We start from the raw sequence: 17,743 nt of genomic DNA on the forward strand, positions 1-17,743 counted from the left end.
TTCCCGATTTCCGTCTTATTTCGCGGGAAACGTGCAACAGGACTCGTCAAGATTCAGCCATTGGGCTGCCGTTCTGCGCGAACTCCCTGTTTTAAGTTTTCACTCAAGCTGTTGTTCAGCATTCACTTTATATTTAGGTAATCGCATGGTTTCTGATGCACCCCTGCCCCAAGAAGTCGCTGTCACCATCCTGCTCGATGGCGGCACGCAGCAAACGGTCACAATTCAGTCCAACAACATGCTCCTGCAAGAGCTGTTTGAGACACTGGTCGCACCCCCTGAAAACCGCCCCCAGCGCCTTTTCCAGATTCCAATTACCGAAGGCAAAGCGATTCTCTGCTTTCCGAGCGATCGCCTGGTGGGTCTGGTCACCGAGCCGCCCATCATCCTGCGCCAACAGCCCCAGAACGAACCCAGCAACGCGACTGACTCGCTCTTGCCAGGGATGTAGCGCGATCGCCCCCTGAGAGAAGGGTTACTAGCCCTACGCCCAGGCTTTCATTAGCAAAAGCAAACAAGTCTCCAAGCAAGTTCTCGCTGGGAGGCTTTTTTTGAGGTGACCTTTTCGGAACTGATCTGATTCGGAACTGATCTGACCGCATCCTCCTCCTGTCCCTCCTGCTAGTCTCTTCCCAGTGACGCTAACTGTGCTAATTTTTATTACAGTGCAGTTAGATTTTTTTAAGATTTGAGGCGCAGAGAGGGAGAGCGTAATGAGTCCTGAGCTTTTGCAGTCGCTCAAGGTTTACAGCCAGTTTGTTCACCCGATCCTAATGTGGATTTTGTTTGGGCTAACGATCTACGCCATGTATCTGGGCGTTCAGCTTCGGCGCACGCGCTCCGCCGAGGGCGAGGTCAAAAAAGCATTGCTCAAAGGGCGTTTCAATATCCGCCATCACCAGATTGGCTCGATCTTGCTGGCAACGATGGTGCTGGGCACGCTGGGCGGCATGGCTGCCACCTATATCAACAGCGGCAAGCTGTTTGTCAATCCCCACCTGCTGGTGGGCTTGGGCATGACGGGCATAATTGCCACCTCTGCTGCACTGACCCCGTTTATGCAGAAGGGCAACGATGCGGCCCGCTATGCCCACATCACGCTGAACGTGATCCTGCTGGTTCTGTTTGGCTGGCAGGCTATCACCGGGATGCAGATTGTGCAAAACGTCGTGAACCGCATGACGGGTAACGCCTGAGGACTAAGGGTTGCTGGGTTGGCGTTTCGTGCTGGGGCGATCGCCAACTCAAGTTATGATGAAGAACGACGCTTTTTCCCAATTTTTGATTTTGACGGTCGCTTTCCAATTGCCGATTTTTAGTTGCCGAGGTTCTATGAAGACTTTTCTAACTCGTCTGTTTGCCCTGGTGCTGGTGTGTGTCATTGGATTGACGGGCTGCTCCAGTGCGTCGGGAAATCTCAGCGGCAACTATCGGCAAGATACGCTGGCGCTGATCGGTAGCCTGCGGAATGCATTGGAACTGCCTGATGGCACGCCTGAAAAGGCCGCCGCCCAATCCGAAGCCCGCCAGCTAATTAACGACTTCTCAGCCCGATATCGTCGAGACAACTCGCTGCTCAAGCTGGGTTCCTTTACCACCATGCGAACGGCACTGAATTCTCTGGCGGGGCACTATAGCTCCTATCCAAATCGTCCTGTGCCTGCCAAACTGAAGGAGCGTTTGGAGCTTGAATTCAAGCAGGTCGAGTCTGCACTGAAGCGCGAAGCATAGTGTTTTTCTGAGAATTAGTTAGGACTTACGCAGTTGGACGATTTCTATTGGGCTGCGCCTGCGAGAAATCATCCAAAGTCCAAAGAGATGATCGCAAGTGCGTAAGTCCTGTCAGTTTGAGAATTAGTTGGAATTGGTGGAAGGGAGAGCGAATCTGCCCTTCCTTTCTTATTCTCGCATTGTTATACGTTATATGTCCGGTTCAACACCCAACGCTCTTAGCTGCTCTGTCAATCGTTGTGCCGATTCTTGTGGAGACAGCACCAGGTTACCTGTTTCTGTAAAATAGCGCAGCATCCCAGCTTGAATACCTAAATAGAGTCCTAAGGTATGACTCCACAGCCAGCCCGAATCAGTTTCAGTAATCGATTCATACTGCTGGTTAACTAAGCGATAGCCTGAAAATTCCAAAGTCTCAGGAGAAAACCAGAAATACTCTGGTGTGCGAAATCGGTTTTGATAGAGTTCCTTCTTTAAATTTCGATCGATTTGGGCTGTTGAGTCCGATAAGAGTTCGATAATCAAATCCGGGTACCTGCCGCCTTCCTCCCAGACAACCCAAGATTTTCGCGGGCGCTTTTCGGTGTTTTTCACTAAAAAGAAATCGGGGCCGCGAAACTCTTTGTTTTTGAGCTGCTCCCGGCTGAAATAAATTGTCAAGTTTGCCCCAATAAAAAAATCAGAGCGATCGCGCCAAAGCCACTCTAAACAAGCAACCAGCAGGGCTAGTTGGGCATAGTGTAGTGAACTCTCCATCTCTGGCTCGTCACTTTCTAATTGAGTGGCATCAGGCATCAAAGCAGCTAACTGTTGAGCAGTGAGTGACATTTGGTATCAACTCCTGAGCCAGAGCGTTATTTAACGTTGTTTAGCGTTGCTTAAATTTTAAGGGGTTAGACTTGAGCGGTTGCAACCAGTTTTGCGGATTTTGAAGGATTTTTGTGGGTGCGGGATTTCTGGCTGGAGGTGTTGCCACTGCCCCCAGCCAGCTTTTGCTGCGAGTCTTGCAGACCGATGGCTAGCGCGAGGACTCTGTTACCTCTTGTGCCACAGCATTGAATTGTCCGTTGCCGTTGCCTGAGCGCGGGAACTCCTCAGATGGCTCTGCATCAGCCCGTAAAATGGTACTTAATATTAGCTCTGGTCGCTGCGGATGAGTCCAGGCAAAGGCATGGCGGAAGGCGGCATCCTGGCAGGCTTTTAGCTCCTCAAAGCCAATGATGTCGTAGGTCAGCAGCGTTTCATATTCAAACGGCAACCGCACGTTATGCAGTCCAGCGTTGTCAGTACAGATGGCGATATCCACGCCCGCCTCAAAGCAGCGGTCGAAGACGACCTTAAGCTGATGCAGGTCTTGCAGCGTGCCGGTTTTCAGATACGTGGTGGGGCAGACCTCCAGGCATTGATCCTGGGCGGCCACCTGGGGCAACAGTTCGGGGTGCTTTAGCGGAATCTGGATGCCGTGGCCGATCCGCATCAGGTAGGGCAAAAGTTCGGGGTAGCAGCCTTCTTCGGTTTCATACAAGTGCCCGGTGGTGTTGAGACCGAGCGATCGCGCGTAGTCATATAGCCGGATGAATTCATCGAGGCGATCGCCATACAGCCCGTCTCCACCTGCCAAATCCACGCCACACACCACGTCGCGCCGCGCCGCCGCCAGATCGACGATCGCCCGGTTTACTTCGTAGGGTAGCCGCGAGTGCATACAGAGGATTTGGCTAGTGACGATGGGATACTCGACAATCTGGCTGGCGCGGCCCACGACCTCCACAATCTGGCTCATTAATGAGATGCGATCGCCCTGGCTAAGATGCTCCGGTGTCCGCAAATACGGCGTATAGCGCAATTCCAAATACGCCAAATTTTCAAACACGTAAGCCCCACGCATCAGGCGATAGATAAAGTAGGGTAGCGTGTCTTCCGTCTGCACGCTTTCCACCAGCGTATGCAACTCTAGATATTCCGCCAGCGTATTGCGCGGGCGCGTATAAAAATCCTCAAACTCGGCATAGTCGGCAAATCGTCCCGCCAGATCTGCCTGATTGCGCTGAAAGTAGCGCCAAAGAATACGCGGGACTACGGAGCCACCCAGATGGCGGTGCAATTCGGCATATAGCGTCACAAGATACCTCTCAATCTAGTTGTTAACTCGCCTAATTTCTCACTCGAAATCATGTACTGCGTGGTTCTAAAGCCAGGCCTGAGAATCAGCATTTCCAGACAGAGTAGCAGCGTCTTGCTCCCAAGCATTGACACCAGGAACACGCGCTGTTGATAATGGGAGTTTGCGTATTTCTGAAAATTCTAGCAACTTAAACCCTTGGCAAACGTTGTAGTAATCGGGGCCCAGTGGGGCGACGAAGGAAAAGGGAAGATTACCGACCTGTTGAGCAAGTCCGCCGATGTGGTGGTGCGCTATCAGGGCGGGGTCAACGCGGGTCATACGGTCGTGGTGCAGGGGCAAACCTTCAAGCTGCACCTGATTCCGTCGGGGATTTTATATCCCGCAACGGAGTGCATTATCGGCTCTGGCACGGTGATTGATCCAAAAGTGCTGCTGAGTGAACTGGATCAGCTAGAGAAACTGGGCATTTCCAGCGCAAATCTGCTGATTTCCGAGACGGCTCACGTCACCATGCCCTATCACCGCATGATCGACGCAGCCGCAGAGGAGCAGCGCGGCAGCCACAAGATCGGCACGACCAAGCGCGGCATCGGCCCCACCTATGCTGACAAGTCTGAGCGCACGGGCATTCGCGTGGTGGATTTGATGGATGCAGAGGGACTGCGCGACCAGTTGACCTGGACGATCGAATACAAAAACGTCATTTTAGAGAAGCTGTATAATCTGCCGCCGCTCGACCCCGACGCGGTGATCGACGAATACCTGGGCTATGCCGAGCGGCTGCGGCCCCATGTGGTCGATAGCTCCCTGCGAATTAGCCAGGCCGTGCGCCAGCGCCGCAATATCCTGTTTGAGGGCGCACAGGGCACGCTGCTGGATCTCGATCACGGCACTTATCCCTATGTCACCTCGTCGAACCCGGTTTCGGGTGGCGCGTGCGTGGGGGCGGGCGTGGGGCCGACGATCATCGATCGGGTGATCGGCGTGGCCAAGGCCTATACCACTCGCGTCGGCGAAGGGCCGTTTCCGACGGAACTGCTGGGCGATGTGGGCGAAGCGTTGTGCGATCGCGGCGCGGAATTTGGCACCACCACCGGACGCAAGCGGCGCTGCGGCTGGTTTGATGCGGTGATCGGTCGCTATGCCGTCCGCATCAACGGGTTAGACTGCCTGGCCATCACCAAGCTCGACGTGCTGGATGACCTCGACGAAATCAAAGTCTGCACCGCCTATGAAATCGACGGTCAGCAAATTCGCGATTTTCCATCCAATGCGCGGCTGTTTGCTCGCTGTCAGCCCGTTTATAAAACCCTACCGGGCTGGAAGCAAGACACTTCCCACTGTCGATCGCTCGATGACCTGCCGCGTCAAGCGCTGGACTATCTCAAGTTTCTGGCAGAGCTGATGGAAGTGCCGATCGCCATCGTGTCGCTTGGAGCCAGCCGCGACCAGACGATCATCGTCGAAGACCCGATCCACGGGCCAAAGCGAGCGCTGCTGTATACCAACGGCGCAGTCGAAACGGCGCAGTAAGACCTGTCTTCAGCGCCAGCAGTTCACGATTCGTTTCAGAATACGATTGCAGATGCGCTTGGAAACCTTCCAGGCGCATTTATTCTAGTGAAAAGCCAAACGGCAACCCCTAACCCCCAACCCCTAACCCCCAACCCCTAACCCCCAACCCCTAACCTCCAACCCCTCATGTCCGACTCTGCCCTACCGCCTGTCATCCAGCATATGCTCCAGCCGGGATTTTACCCGCATCCGGTGCCGCCCGACCCGCTGAAAACCGGGGCAGGCGATCCGCCAGAATATCCTGAAGATTTCTATCCGTCGGATGCGTCGCCCGTACAGTTGATTCAGACACATATTTCCTATGTGCTGCTGACGGGCGAATATGCCTACAAGGTCAAAAAGCCGCTGAACTTTGGATTTCTGGACTATTCCACGTTGGAAAAGCGGCAGCATTTTTGTCAGGAGGAACTGCGGCTGAATCAGCGGGCGGCGGCGGCAATCTATCTGGACGTGCTGCCGATCACCCAAACGGTGGAAAACGGCGTGCCGACCTTTCATCTGGACGGGCCAGGCGAGGTGGTGGAATATGCAGTGAAGATGCGGCAGTTTCCGCAATCGACGCTGCTGACCAACCTTTACGAGCAGGGCGAGGTGACCGAAGCTCTGCTGAAAGAACTGGCGCGGGCGATCGCCACGTTCCACCTCGCCACCGAAACCAGCGACTACATCCGAGAATTCGGCCGCGTTGGGCGCGTGCGGCAGGCCTTTGACGAAAACTGGGCGCAGACCACGCAATACATCGGCGGGCCCCAGACGCAGACGCAGTATGACGAGACGCGGGCCTACTGCGATCGCTTCTTTGCCGAAAACGCCGGTCTGTTTGACGAGCGCATTCAGCAAAACTGGATTCGCGAGTGCCACGGCGACCTGCACCTGCGGAATATCGCCTACTGGAACCAGCAGTTTTTGCTATTTGACTGCATCGAGTTCAACGAGCCGTTTCGGTTTGTCGATGTCATGTTTGACATTGCCTACATCGTGATGGATTTGGACGCGCGGCAGCGACCTGACCTGCGGACGGTGTTTTTGAACGAATATGTGGAGCAGACGGGCGATTGGGAAGGGCTGCGGGTGCTGCCAATCTACGTCAACCGCCAGACCTACGTGCGGGCAAAGGTCACGTCTTTCTTGCTGAATGATCCGGGTGTGCCAGAAGAGGAAAAGCGCAAAGCCCACGATACCGCCGCGCTCTATTATCGACTGGCGTGGGAGTATACCCAGCCCAAAGCCGGGCGGCTGATGCTGATGAGCGGGCTATCAGGATCGGGCAAGAGTACCACGGCGCGGGCGATCGCCCAAAAGCTGGGTGCCGTCTACATCCGCTCCGATGCAGTCCGCAAACACCTGGGCGGCGTGCCCCTGACAGAGCGTGGCGGCGACGACCTCTACACCCCAGAGATGACCCAAAAGACCTACAATCGGCTGCTGCACTTGGGCACGACGCTGGCCGCCGAAGGCTATACGGTAATCCTGGATGCCAAGTACGATCGGCAGGCGCTGCGAGAAGGGGCGATCGCCCAGGCCAGCGCCCACGGCATTCCGCTCGATATCATCCACTGCACGGCTCCGCTGGAAGTGTTGGGCGATCGCCTCAGTCAGCGCACGGGCGACATCGCCGATGCCACACCGGAAATTTTGGCAAAGCAGACCTTTGACCCCTTCACGCCCGCCGAAGCAGAATACGTTAGAACAGTAGACACGACCCAGCCCCTCGACGCGCTCCTGGATTCGCTTTGACAGAGACTCACTATGACCCACGAGCTGATTGTTGAAAAGCTAGACACCCTCGATTCCCACGTTGCAGCGGTAGATACCCGCATCGAAGTGCTGGATCAGCGCCTGACTCAACGACTCGACACGCTGGCCGAGAGCGTGCAGATTTTGTCTGATCAGGTTGGGCGAATGACGGAAGAACTGACTCGTCTGGAAATTTCTATGCGAGATGGGTTTGCTGAAATCAGAGCAGGCTTTCGCGAGATGCATGAGGGCTTTCGGGAAATGCGGGAACAGTCCAAAAAGCGCGACGAGCAAATCGATCGCCTGCTGACGATTTTGGAGCGGCTGATTCCGGCGAGAGAGTAGCTTTGCGGGGGCAAGGGGTCAGGGGTCAGGGGTCAGCGCTGAACGTGAGAGAGGTTGTGGCTTGTAGGCTTTCTCGTGGTTTACACGCTCTCGTTTACTGCGGCTCACGGCATGGGAAGGAATTGCACTGGAGGGATTGTGATGGGCAACAATGATCCGGTGATTGTCGGCATCAAGCTCTGGATTGTGTTTCTCATCGGCTTTGCGCTGTTGGGCTACTGGGTGCCGCTGAGCATTGGGCTGGGGGCGATCGCCGGACTGTCGGGCGGGCTAATCGCCAGCTACCGCAAACAGGCCAAGCCCCTGCCGCCAGAGCAAAAAAGCCAGCGCGATCTGATTCCCCGGCTCAGCCTGGGGCGAAAGTCCGAAGAGGAACCAGGGGAAAAGGCGATCGCCCGCCCCCGTCGTGGATTGTTCAGCCGTCAATCAGGGCCGAGCTTTAAATCGCGCCGGCGCTGAGCGAGGCCTGTCAAAAAAATGCCCGTTTGGGAAACATCATACTTTCATAAAATTGGGGCAATGGCCACCGAGAATTTACGGTTGTAGCTGCCAGGAAGTCGGGGATAAAACTAGAGCGTTGCAGTCTCCATAGAGAGCCTGCCTATCAGGGTTGGAGAATAAATTGCAAGATTCCATAGAAGTTTGCTGAGTTCCGTAAAACTACGCCAGCTTGTATATTTTTTTACTAAACTTTTGAGCTGCTCAGCAAGCCTCACACCGAACCGAACAATCTTGAAATTCCAAGTGCATCCTACTCAAGAACGAGCCATGATACCGACTGTTGTAAATGAGCGCTCTGTCCGCTCGTTCTGGTTCTATAGAGACGGCTACCTCTGTGAAGGCATCCGCTACGGCAATACGCTGTATCGCCTAGTTAATACCTTTGGTAAGCATGAAGAAGAGAGCGCCTATTCCTGTTGCAGTCATCTTCTTCTTCACGCTAGTGCAGATCACCCAGCCGCTATCCTCACAGTCTCCTCACAGCAGTATCGACTCTGGGCAGAGTTGCGAATCGAACTGCCCGTGGAGGCTGAAGTGGCGGTGCAATATGCGTAGCCAACGCCTTTGGGCAGGGGGCGCAGTCCGCTCGGCTACGATAGGAATGCGATGAACTGGATATCGGAGTGCCCCAAGCACTTCGTTTGGCACGACTTGTTTGGCTCAAGTCAGACTCACCCCGCTTACCAACTTGCCCCGCTCACCAAATTAGTTGCGCGATCGCCCTTCTGCTAGATGCACCCTCTGCTTGCCCTCTACCTGCCCCGTGCTGAAAACAAAGCCCAAGTCCAAAGCCCAGCCCAGCTCGGTTCTAGCGGTTGAATCGCCCCAACCCACCCTGCGTCAGCGTCTTGCTCAGCGCCGCAAAGCCAATCGCCTGCGGCAAGAGCTGGTTACCTTCACGATTTGTGCTGCGTTATTTGCCACAGTCGTTGGTTTTGTCGTGGGTCTGGCTGCCGGGGTTCGCCCGGGCATTGGCACCTTCATTGGTACGCTCTGCACCGCGCTGTCGTTTAAGTATCCCCGCCACGCGCTTTGGGCCTTTTTGATCTATATGCCCCTCAGCGGATCGGTCACCTATGCGCTGGGCAGCAGCCCCCTGCTTCAGCTTGCCAAAGACGGATTCTATATTCCTGCCCTCTTCGGCGTGATTCAATATTGCCGCCGCGAAAAGCTGCCTGTGCTGATTCCCCGGCAAATGATTGCACCTGTAGGCATTTTGCTGGGGCTGTGTCTGATGACGCTGCTGGTGGTGAACGGAGGCCAGCAGCTTAACCCAGCGCCCGGAGAGCAGCCGATTTTGATGGGTATTTTGGGACTAAAGGTGCTGATGGGCTATATGCCGCTGGTGGTGTGTGCGTATTATCTGCTGCGCGATCGCCGCGATTTGCTGTTTCTCATGCGGCTTACCGTCGTCATCATCCTCACCTGCTGCGCTCTCGCCTTTATTCAATATCTCCTGCTCAAAACGGGGCAATGTCCGGGAACGCGCTTTGCCCAGGGACCAGACCTCTACCGCGCTTCCCTCAATGCCCGCTGCTTTGTGGGCGGGTCGTTGCTCTATACGCCCCAACACAACCAGATTCGCTTGCCTGGAACCTTTGTTGCGCCCTGGCAATGGGGCTGGTTCCTGATTTCTGCTGCATTTCTGGCATTTGCGACGGCATTTAGCGACCCCAGAGCGCAATGGCGCACGACAGGGCTGATTTCTCTCGCATCGGTTTTCATTATGGCGGTGCTATCGGGGCAGCGAGTGGCGCTGATTCTGGTGCCCGGTGTATTTCTGACGCTGCTGGTGTTGACGGGGCAGGTGGTGAACCTAAAGCGCTTTATCCCTGGTGCAGTCATTCTCGGCGCTGTGCTGGGCTACGCTGCCCTGCGGAACCCCGACATCCTATCCCGACGCTTTGAGAGTCTGCAAAGCCGCTGGGAAGCCTCGCCACCGCACCTGTTTATTTTGGAACAGTTTCAGTGGTCGATTGATAATCAAAACTTTTTGGGCAACGGGCTAGGACGCGCTACTAATGCCGCCCGCACGCTGGGCGACACAGAACTGATCGAAACCTATTATCCCAAGCTGCTGTATGAAATTGGGATGCTGGGGACGCTGGCGTTTTTGGCGCTGGTAACCATGCTGACGGTGCTGACCTTTTTGGCCTACCGCTCCATGCGCGATCGCACCTTGCGGGGCTATGGCGCAGCACTATGGCTATTCGTACTGTTCATTAGCTACAACACGTATTACTATCCTCTCGATGTAGACCCCGTTGCGGTTTACTACTGGTTTTTTGCCGGGGTCGTGCTGAAATTGCCAGAACTGGAGCGCCAAGAACGCCTAGAAGCCACTGCTGCCCAGCCCCAGGCTCAACGCCGACGGTTCAAGCGACTGGGCTTTGCTTAGGTGAGGCATGAGGCAGGGTCTAAAAAAAATCAGGGAGGCATCGGTTCGATACCTCCCTGACAGAGCGGAGCAAAAGGGTGGATTTGGGCGATCGCCCAAGGTTTCAAACCAGGTCTTCCAAACCAGGTCTAAAATCGAATTCCTGTTTAACGGGATTGCGGAGCTAGTCCCCTGGCAACCTAGCTCATGGTCGAGCCGCTGCGGTCATAGCTCTGCACAAAAGACGGATGGGGCTTGCCCTGAACATGATTCCAGAGGGTGGGCGTTTCAGCAGGTAGGCCGATTTCGGCTGCGGCACGGCTGAGCATCGATTGCTGGCGATTCTTGATGTTGTGGTGGTGGCGCATCATCAGGGCGCGGGCTTGATCTTGAGTAGACATAGTGAAATCCTTCTGGTGGTGTTAAGTGATGGAACCTTGACGCTTATTGTTTAATCATAGCAGTAAATTCTGTATCTAAAAATACAGAATGGCGCTTTATTGGAAAAATTAATGCTTCTTCATGGCGTGTGTTGCCATGCTGAGTGGCTACGCCAGATTGCCACACTAAATACAGAGCAGCTTGATACAGAGCAGCTTGGTGGGCGATCGCGCTCTCAGGGCAGCGTATTGAGCAGCGTATTGAACGGCTTAAACCGCAACGCGGGAACAATCAGGGTCGCTTAGGACGGTGATGACGCACCCGGCTAGCCTTGTCCCGCTCGTAGGCGATCAGGCGGCCGTAAATTTCGTGCTTGCTCAGGTTCATCGACAGATAAACATGGCGACGGGGATTGCCAAACCCCTTGCGCCGAAAGAACTTGATCGCAGGTTCATTAGCCGGATCGGTGTCCACCAGCATGAACCGAGCGCCCTCCTCGATCATGCGCTCAACGATTTTGTCCACCAGCTTATCCGCCACGCCGCGCCGCTGAAACTTGGGACTGACTCCTAGCCAGATAATGTAGCCGTAGACCCAGGATGCCTTGCTGATAATCGTGCCCAGCACAAAGCCTGCCAGTTCGCCTTCGATTTCTGCAACCAGGCAATATTCTGGGTCGGTGTTGTATTGCCCAATCACTTCCCACTCGTCCCAGGTGCGATACAGGTAGGGATAGAGGTCGCTAGTAAACAGGCTTTCCCCCAAATGAAACACCGGAGCGAGGTCGTCGATGTCCATGTCCCGAATCTCGACGGGCAGGGTATTGGCGATCGCCCGTTCCCGCTCAGCCTTATTGCTTTCGGAATCAGAAGCCATAGTTAGACGTCAGGAGGTCAGAAATAGAGGTTAAGAAATAGGGATTAGGGCAAAAAGCGAGCTTCGGGAAAGACATTCGGAATGCCTTGCGGAAACGTCGAGATAACCAGTTGAGACAGCGGATCGAGATGACGGGTCGGGGCAATGGAGCATGTCTGATAATTCTGATCTGATAATTCTCTGATAATTCTGATAATTCTGACCCGCTTCGATGGCAACACCACTCATCCCACTCAACCTTATCGCGATTCTGGTGGGGGATTGGGCCGGTTTCCCCCGCGATTGATCCTGCAAAAGCCTCGCTTTTTGGGCGGAAACCCGCCTTTTGAAAAACCCGTCTGCGATAGGACGGTGTAGAATAGCCAGTCAGACCCAATCGGGGATCGCTAGACCGAAGAATTAGGTTAGACCGCATGGATCGATTGAACAATGCGCTGACGCTGTTTTTCAGCCTGCTCGTGGAGGCGATGCCCTTTTTGCTGCTGGGCGTGCTGTTTTCGAGTGTGCTGCTGCTATTCGTGGATGAGCGGCGGCTGATTGCGGCAGTGCCCAAACATCCGCTGCTGGCGGCGATGATTGGCGGCGGCATTGGCTTCTTGTTTCCCGTGTGCGAGTGCGGCAACGTGCCTGTAGCGCGGCGGCTGATTGTGCAGGGTGCGCCCGCGTCGATGGCGGTGGGCTTCTTGCTGGCGGCTCCCACCGTGAATCCGGTGGTGTTTTGGGCAACGTGGATTGCCTTTCGGGATCAGCCGGAGATCGTGTTTTTGCGGGTGGGGCTGTCGCTGCTGGTGGCAGTAATTGTGGGCTGGGTGTTTAGCGCTCAGGCAGACCTGCGGCCGCTGATGCAGCTGGGAGTGGCGCGGGCCATGCCAGCAGTGCGCGGGGCGGCTGCAAAGCCCGCGGGTGAGTCGTCCCTGTTGCAGTCAGGGACCTATTGGCTGGGACAGGCGGATCAGCCCATTCGCCCGGATGGGTCGCTGTCTTCGTCGGCGATCGCCATCAATCCCGTCCTCACCCAGCCCCTGTCAGACAAGCTGTGGCTATTGGTGAACAACATTGTGCAGGAAATGCGCGAGTTGGGCGGTGTGCTGATTTTGGGAACGGCGATCGCCGCAATCGTTCAAGTCTTTGTGCCGCGCGAGTGGGTGATTGGGTTGGGGCAGGGCCCAGTCACGTCGATTTTGGCGATGATGCTACTGGCGTGGATTGTGTCGATTTGCTCAACGGTGGATTCGTTTTTTGCCCTGTCCTTTGCCTCTACCTTTACTAGCGGCGCATTGCTGGCGTTTCTGGTATTTGGCCCGATGATTGACCTGAAAAACATTGCGCTGCTGCTGTCGATGTTTCGCGGTCGGGCGATCGCCTATCTGTTTATCCTGGCGGGTCAGCTCACGTTTTTGTTTTGCTTGCTGATTAATCTGTATATCAGCTAGAACAGGAGGGCTGGAGGGCTGGGATGACAGGGGGACGGAGCAACGGAGTGATGGTGTGACCGAATGATGGTGTGACGGAGTGACGGAGTGACGGACTGATGGCAAGCAGGAGCAGTAATCGGCCTCGGAAAAATCGGACAGGGCTTTGGCTAGTCTGGCTAGATGCAGGGATGCTGCTGGCCTGGGGCGGGCTGATGCTGCGCTTTTGGCTGACTGGGCGCATCAACATCCTGCTGCATCCGGATTATGTCTGGTTGGCGATCGCCGCTGGGTTTGCGCTGTTGGGGCTGGGCGTGGCCAAACTGTGGGAGGGGCTGCGGCTGCTGCGACGCGGCATTGCTATTACCCAGCCCTCAGAGTCCCACGCGAACCTACTGCCGCCCGGATGGAGTAGCGCCCTGCTGCTGGCGATCGCCCTGTTTGGCCTCCAGTTTACGCCCCGCGCCTTTGCCAGCCAGGTCGCCATCGAGCGCGGCGTAGCAGATACGCTCACCCTGACGCGATCGCAGCCTCAGTCCTTCCGCACCAACACCCGCCCCGAAGATCGCTCGCTCATTGACTGGGTGCGCCTGCTGAACGTTTACCCCGAACCCGATGCCTACACGGGTCAAAAAGCCTCGGTCGAAGGGTTCGTCATCCATTCGCCCAACCTCCCTAGCAACTATTTCACCATCACCCGCTTTGTGATTACCTGCTGCGCTGCCGATGTCTATCCGGTCGGGCTTCCCGTGCGGATCGAGGGCGATCGCACAATCTACGAACAAGACCAATGGCTCCGCGTAGAAGGCAACATGGCGACGGAAACCCTCGATGGTCAGCGCCAACTGGTTATCCAGGCCGCCTCTTTGACCCCAATCGAGGAACCTCAGAATCCGTATGACTATTGAGGTTTGCTGAGGTTTGCGTGTGAGGCGTGCGTGTGAGGCGTGCGGAGACTTCAGACTTCCTTGATTTCCACAGGCGGCAATCCCAAGAATGCTCGAATCGCTTCGGCCGCTTCCTGTTTGCTTTCCAGATTGCTGCTATAAGTCTCAGTCAGGGGATAGCGATCGCCCCGCTGCGTCAGCAGCACTACGCCATACCCCGTTAAATCTTCACCGCTACACTGCTCAATGACCACAGACTGAACCTCTCGCAGCCATAGCTCCTGCTTAAGGCGGCCATTTGCTCCAAACGCCTGCATTTTGCCCATCAAGCGATCAAACTCGAAGCGATGGGGTCTGCGCCGCAGGAGGGCGATCGCCAGACCGGCCAGCCCCAGTGGGCCCCATGTAAAGCTCCAGATAGACCGGGTTTGTAGGGCGATCGCAGGGCGACCAGGATTGACCAGAAACCGTTGAACCGCTTCAGCCATCTGCTGAGCGCGAGCTTGATCCATCGTATTCAGCCCCAGTTGCGTCACCGCCTCAGTTCCACTCAGCTTCAGGTCATAGACCAGATAGTCCCCGTCATCTGAACGACGAGTTTCACTAATAACCTGAACTGTGGTCAGGGAGCCAAGCCGAACCGTCTCACGAGGAATTAGGCCCACTCCAAGGGTGCGAACCACCTGGCAGTGGGTAGTAGATAGGGTGGGGCGATCGCACGTCAGGCGATTATTGCTGAAAACCCCAAGCCATAGACAGGAGATTATCAGTAGGACAAATGCAGAAGGACGCTCCCAGGATGGACATTTCAGCACCAAATGTCCGCCTTCTTGATGGGTGGGTTTGGGCCCCAAATCAAAGTTGACTATTCCGCCCATACCGCTTGTTTGCCTCCATGTAGCCTGCCATCCAGCGTTGACGTAATCTGGTTGGATGCTACGGTGCTAACAAAAAGATCTACCTCCTGACAAGTGCAAAAAACCCACCCGTGGGTAAGGTGGGGCAAGCTAAACTCTGGCAGGATCATCAGCGAATAACTCGGCACACGCTAACAATCAAAGCCTTTCGCGCTTAATTGGCTCTTGAAAACTATAGATGCTTTTCAAGCGTGCTGGCGAGGGTCGTCTTGGGAACTGCGCCGACTACCATGTCTACACGCTGACCACCCTTGAAAATCATCAGCGTAGGGATGCTGCGGATGCCATACTGAGTGGCAACGCTGGGGTTCTCGTCGGTATTCACTTTTACGACCTTTACCTGTCCCGCGTATTGCTCGGCAATCTCATCGACTACAGGAGCAACCATCCGGCAGGGACCACACCAAGGGGCCCAGAAATCTACCAGAACGGGGACATCGCTATCAAGAACTTCTTGCTTAAAAGTGGAATCTGTAACTTGTGCGGCTGCTGACATGCCTAATAAGTCCTTCGCCTTCAATATCAATGGAAATCTTACCATAGCGAACTCACCCGCTTCAGCAGCCAGAGTCTTAATAGTGAGTTACATTTGGGCACTCAGCGCGTTGTGGGGATCGCTTGATTCGATTGGGTCACCTATAGAATTCCGTGTAGGAATTTTTCTAGCCGCTCCATGCCGCGCTTGATGGTGTCTAGATCGGTCGCATAGGACAGCCGGATGCAGTCGTCTGCGCCAAAAGCCGCGCCCGGAACTGTAGCAACTTGATGCTGATCTAGCAGTTCGCTGCAAAAATCGAGGGAAGACCGTCCCGTTTTGGCGATGCTGGGGAACATATAGAATGCGCCATCGGGTTTGGGACACTCTAGCCCTGGCATGGCGTTGAGGGCATCCAGCATATAGCGGCGGCGCTCGGCAAAGGCGGCTAGCATTTCCTGTACGCAGTCTTGGGAATTTTCATAGGCGGCGATCGCCCCATATTGGGCAAAGGTGCAGACATTGGAGGTGCTGTGGCCCTGGATTTTTGTTGCCGCCTTTACCAGGGGCACTGGCCCTGCCAAGAAGCCAACGCGCCAGCCCGTCATGGCGTAGGTTTTGGCAAACCCGCTGCACACGACAGAGCGTTCGTAGGCTTCTGGGCTGGCTGCGCCGATGCTGAGATGCTGAGCGCCGTCATAAAGAATTTTTTCGTAGATTTCGTCCGACAGTATCCAAAGGTCGGACTCGACGGCGACCTGGGCGATCGCCCTCACTTCGTCTGGCGTGTAGACCATGCCCGTCGGGTTGGAGGGCGTGTTGAAGACGAGCAGCTTGGTCTTAGGAGTGATGGCTTGCCGGATCTGCTCTGGCGAGACTTTGAACTGGTTTTCCACGGTGGTCGGCAGAATCACGGGTGTGCCCTCTGCCAGCTTCACCATTTCGGGATAGCTGACCCAAAAGGGCGCGGGGATAATCACCTCATCGCCCGGCTCAATCATCGCCAGCATCAGGTTAAAGATGGACTGCTTACCGCCGTTGGTGACCAGAATGTTGTCTGCGCCGTAACATAGCCCGTTGTCGCGCTGGAGCTTCTGGGCGATCGCCTCTCGCAATCTGGGTTCCCCAGCGGCCGGGCCGTAGCGGGTTTTGCCCTGCTCTAGCGCGGCTTTGGCGGCTTCTACAATATGCTTGGGCGTGTTGAAATCTGGCTCTCCGGCGCTAAAGCTGCATACGTCAATACCCTCTGCCTTCATGGCTTTGGCCTTTGCGTCAATAATCAGCGTCATCGACGGCGATACGCTTTCTACCCGTGCTGCCAGTTTCATGCCTACCCCAAATACTTGACCGTTCAAGACGTTTTAGCTGAATGTAGCTCACTTCAGCCTACTGTGAATGCTGACGTAGGCTGGAAAATGTCAGGCGTTTTTTACAAAGTGCGATTCTGCCAGAGGCAGCTTGTCCACAATGCTTTCAGGCAGGAAATTCATGCAGAACTCTTCAAGCCTCAAGTGAGACGCAGGAAACGCTTAGAGCGTGTCTGGGTCGATGCCGTGCGATCGCAGCTTGTCTCGCAACTCTGCAAGCTGCTGCTCGGCTGCTTTCTGCTGAGCCTGTGCCTCTGCGGACTGGGTTTGCAAATCGGCAATCTTTTGTTCTGCGTTTAGTCGAGCTTGCTCCGCTTCCTCATAGGTCAGCAGTTGTGCGCCCGACTGGGGATCAAACAGGCGCAGTTCGCGGGCAATAGGCAGCAGATGGGCAATCGCGAGTGGGGCCTGAGGGGGCAGCAGGCGCAGGTCTAACCCCAGCATCTGGCTATGCAGTGACAGGCTTCCATCTGCCAGGGTTTCAGGGGCGATCGGCTCATATTGCCCATTGACCAAGCGCTGTCCCTTGAGCTGCGAGGGCAAATAGTCGCCGGTAGGGTCATATTGAAAATATTCAGGAATTTCCAGGCTGGCGTAGAGCTTGGGCTTGATTTCCTCGTCTTGTTTCTGAGTGGAAAGGGAGGTGATTTCTAGCACAAAGGACGGCAGTTTGCCGCCTTCCTGCCAGGTTTTATAGCTGCGTCGTTCTCGCTTGTTCACGCCAAAAATGACGAACACATCCGGTGAGATACTCTTTTGTGGCTTTCCCTCTTCGTAGTAGATAAACAGATTCCCAGAAACGTATACCTGGGGGCGGCTCTGAAAAAACAGCCGCAACGCGCTGATGCAATAAATCAGGTAGGCACGAGTTGCATCACTCTCGGTCATAGGCTGGCCGTCGGTTTCGGGATATTTAATCAAACTGGGGCGTGGCGGTTCCAGCATGACATCGTGCAAGTATGTGACAAGTTGCGATGAGTTGCGATGATCTTAACCCGGTTGATCAAGCCCTTGGCGGATTGGGGGGAGATGGGGGT

19 protein-coding genes are annotated in these 17,743 nt (G+C 55.3%); 11 read left to right on the forward strand and 8 right to left on the reverse strand.

The window, feature by feature from the left end:
• Positions 1 to 145: 145 nt before the first annotated feature.
• From O77CONTIG1_RS04315 to psb27, 3 genes are all read left to right on the forward strand, one after another.
• Positions 146 to 451 (forward strand): hypothetical protein, encoded by a 306-nt coding sequence (locus O77CONTIG1_RS04315; protein ID WP_068508364.1) that lies wholly within the window; start codon positions 146 to 148, stop codon positions 449 to 451.
• A 262-nt stretch (positions 452 to 713) separates the two neighbouring features.
• A complete protein-coding gene (locus O77CONTIG1_RS04320; protein WP_068508366.1) occupies positions 714 to 1,196 on the forward strand; it encodes a DUF4079 domain-containing protein in 483 nt (160 codons plus the stop codon).
• Between the two features lie 136 nt (positions 1,197 to 1,332).
• On the forward strand, positions 1,333 to 1,731 hold the full coding sequence (gene psb27 / locus O77CONTIG1_RS04325; protein WP_068508368.1) for a photosystem II protein Psb27: 399 nt from the start codon (positions 1,333 to 1,335) through the stop codon (positions 1,729 to 1,731).
• Between the two features lie 189 nt (positions 1,732 to 1,920).
• On the opposite strand, the gene O77CONTIG1_RS04330 is transcribed toward psb27, so the two are convergent.
• The gene (locus O77CONTIG1_RS04330; RefSeq protein WP_068508370.1) at positions 1,921 to 2,559 is read right to left on the reverse strand and encodes a Uma2 family endonuclease; all 639 of its coding nucleotides are present in this window, start codon (positions 2,557 to 2,559) and stop codon (positions 1,921 to 1,923) included.
• A gap of 190 nt (positions 2,560 to 2,749) precedes the next feature.
• Positions 2,750 to 3,853: an adenosine deaminase gene (locus O77CONTIG1_RS04335; RefSeq protein WP_084782181.1), complete on the reverse strand. Its 1,104-nt coding sequence runs from the start codon at positions 3,851 to 3,853 to the stop codon at positions 2,750 to 2,752.
• Between the two features lie 198 nt (positions 3,854 to 4,051).
• Between O77CONTIG1_RS04335 and O77CONTIG1_RS04340 the strand changes: the two genes are divergently transcribed.
• The 6 genes from O77CONTIG1_RS04340 to hpsL all read left to right on the forward strand — a co-directional run bounded on the left by O77CONTIG1_RS04340 (position 4,052) and on the right by hpsL (position 10,412).
• Entirely contained in the window at positions 4,052 to 5,389 is a 1,338-nt protein-coding gene (locus O77CONTIG1_RS04340; RefSeq protein ID WP_068508372.1) for an adenylosuccinate synthase, read from the forward strand.
• 168 nt (positions 5,390 to 5,557) lie between these two features.
• Entirely contained in the window at positions 5,558 to 7,168 is a 1,611-nt protein-coding gene (locus tag O77CONTIG1_RS04345) for an AAA family ATPase (RefSeq protein WP_068508374.1), read from the forward strand.
• Between the two features lie 12 nt (positions 7,169 to 7,180).
• Positions 7,181 to 7,513 (forward strand): hypothetical protein, encoded by a 333-nt coding sequence (locus O77CONTIG1_RS04350; RefSeq protein WP_068508375.1) that lies wholly within the window; start codon positions 7,181 to 7,183, stop codon positions 7,511 to 7,513.
• A gap of 75 nt (positions 7,514 to 7,588) precedes the next feature.
• Positions 7,589 to 7,972 (forward strand): hypothetical protein, encoded by a 384-nt coding sequence (locus tag O77CONTIG1_RS04355; RefSeq protein WP_156434926.1) that lies wholly within the window; start codon positions 7,589 to 7,591, stop codon positions 7,970 to 7,972.
• A 309-nt stretch (positions 7,973 to 8,281) separates the two neighbouring features.
• Positions 8,282 to 8,569, forward strand: coding sequence for a hypothetical protein (locus O77CONTIG1_RS04360; RefSeq protein ID WP_068508379.1), 288 nt, complete (start codon positions 8,282 to 8,284; stop codon positions 8,567 to 8,569).
• A gap of 208 nt (positions 8,570 to 8,777) precedes the next feature.
• The gene (hpsL, locus tag O77CONTIG1_RS04365; RefSeq protein WP_068508380.1) at positions 8,778 to 10,412 is read left to right on the forward strand and encodes a hormogonium polysaccharide biosynthesis protein HpsL; all 1,635 of its coding nucleotides are present in this window, start codon (positions 8,778 to 8,780) and stop codon (positions 10,410 to 10,412) included.
• Between the two features lie 179 nt (positions 10,413 to 10,591).
• Here the strand turns inward: hpsL and O77CONTIG1_RS04370 are convergent, their stop codons facing one another.
• Together O77CONTIG1_RS04370 and O77CONTIG1_RS04375 are read right to left on the reverse strand one after the other, a co-directional pair.
• Positions 10,592 to 10,792 carry a hypothetical protein gene (locus O77CONTIG1_RS04370; RefSeq protein WP_068508382.1) on the reverse strand — a complete coding sequence of 67 codons (201 nt, stop codon included), beginning with the start codon at positions 10,790 to 10,792 and terminating at the stop codon, positions 10,592 to 10,594.
• 271 nt (positions 10,793 to 11,063) lie between these two features.
• A complete protein-coding gene (locus O77CONTIG1_RS04375; protein WP_068508384.1) occupies positions 11,064 to 11,648 on the reverse strand; it encodes a GNAT family N-acetyltransferase in 585 nt (194 codons plus the stop codon).
• A gap of 413 nt (positions 11,649 to 12,061) precedes the next feature.
• Here O77CONTIG1_RS04375 and O77CONTIG1_RS04380 point away from each other — a divergent pair, with 413 nt between their 5' ends.
• On the forward strand, positions 12,062 to 13,081 hold the full coding sequence (locus tag O77CONTIG1_RS04380) for a permease (protein ID WP_068508386.1): 1,020 nt from the start codon (positions 12,062 to 12,064) through the stop codon (positions 13,079 to 13,081).
• A 170-nt stretch (positions 13,082 to 13,251) separates the two neighbouring features.
• Positions 13,252 to 13,968, forward strand: coding sequence for a TIGR03943 family putative permease subunit (locus O77CONTIG1_RS04385; RefSeq protein WP_225894685.1), 717 nt, complete (start codon positions 13,252 to 13,254; stop codon positions 13,966 to 13,968).
• 50 nt (positions 13,969 to 14,018) lie between these two features.
• Here O77CONTIG1_RS04385 and O77CONTIG1_RS04390 read toward each other — a convergent pair whose 3' ends face one another.
• From O77CONTIG1_RS04390 to O77CONTIG1_RS04405, 4 genes are all read right to left on the reverse strand, one after another.
• Positions 14,019 to 14,825: a hypothetical protein gene (locus tag O77CONTIG1_RS04390; RefSeq protein ID WP_156434928.1), complete on the reverse strand. Its 807-nt coding sequence runs from the start codon at positions 14,823 to 14,825 to the stop codon at positions 14,019 to 14,021.
• Between the two features lie 211 nt (positions 14,826 to 15,036).
• Positions 15,037 to 15,360 carry a thioredoxin gene (trxA, locus tag O77CONTIG1_RS04395; protein ID WP_068516004.1) on the reverse strand — a complete coding sequence of 108 codons (324 nt, stop codon included), beginning with the start codon at positions 15,358 to 15,360 and terminating at the stop codon, positions 15,037 to 15,039.
• A gap of 140 nt (positions 15,361 to 15,500) precedes the next feature.
• Entirely contained in the window at positions 15,501 to 16,694 is a 1,194-nt protein-coding gene (locus O77CONTIG1_RS04400; RefSeq protein WP_317134208.1) for a pyridoxal phosphate-dependent aminotransferase, read from the reverse strand.
• A 174-nt stretch (positions 16,695 to 16,868) separates the two neighbouring features.
• Positions 16,869 to 17,651, reverse strand: coding sequence for a Uma2 family endonuclease (locus tag O77CONTIG1_RS04405; protein WP_068508393.1), 783 nt, complete (start codon positions 17,649 to 17,651; stop codon positions 16,869 to 16,871).
• Between the last annotated feature and the right edge of the window lie 92 nt (positions 17,652 to 17,743).

This window comes from Leptolyngbya sp. O-77, from assembly GCF_001548395.1.
In the GTDB taxonomy this organism is placed as follows: domain Bacteria; phylum Cyanobacteriota; class Cyanobacteriia; order Elainellales; family Elainellaceae; genus Thermoleptolyngbya.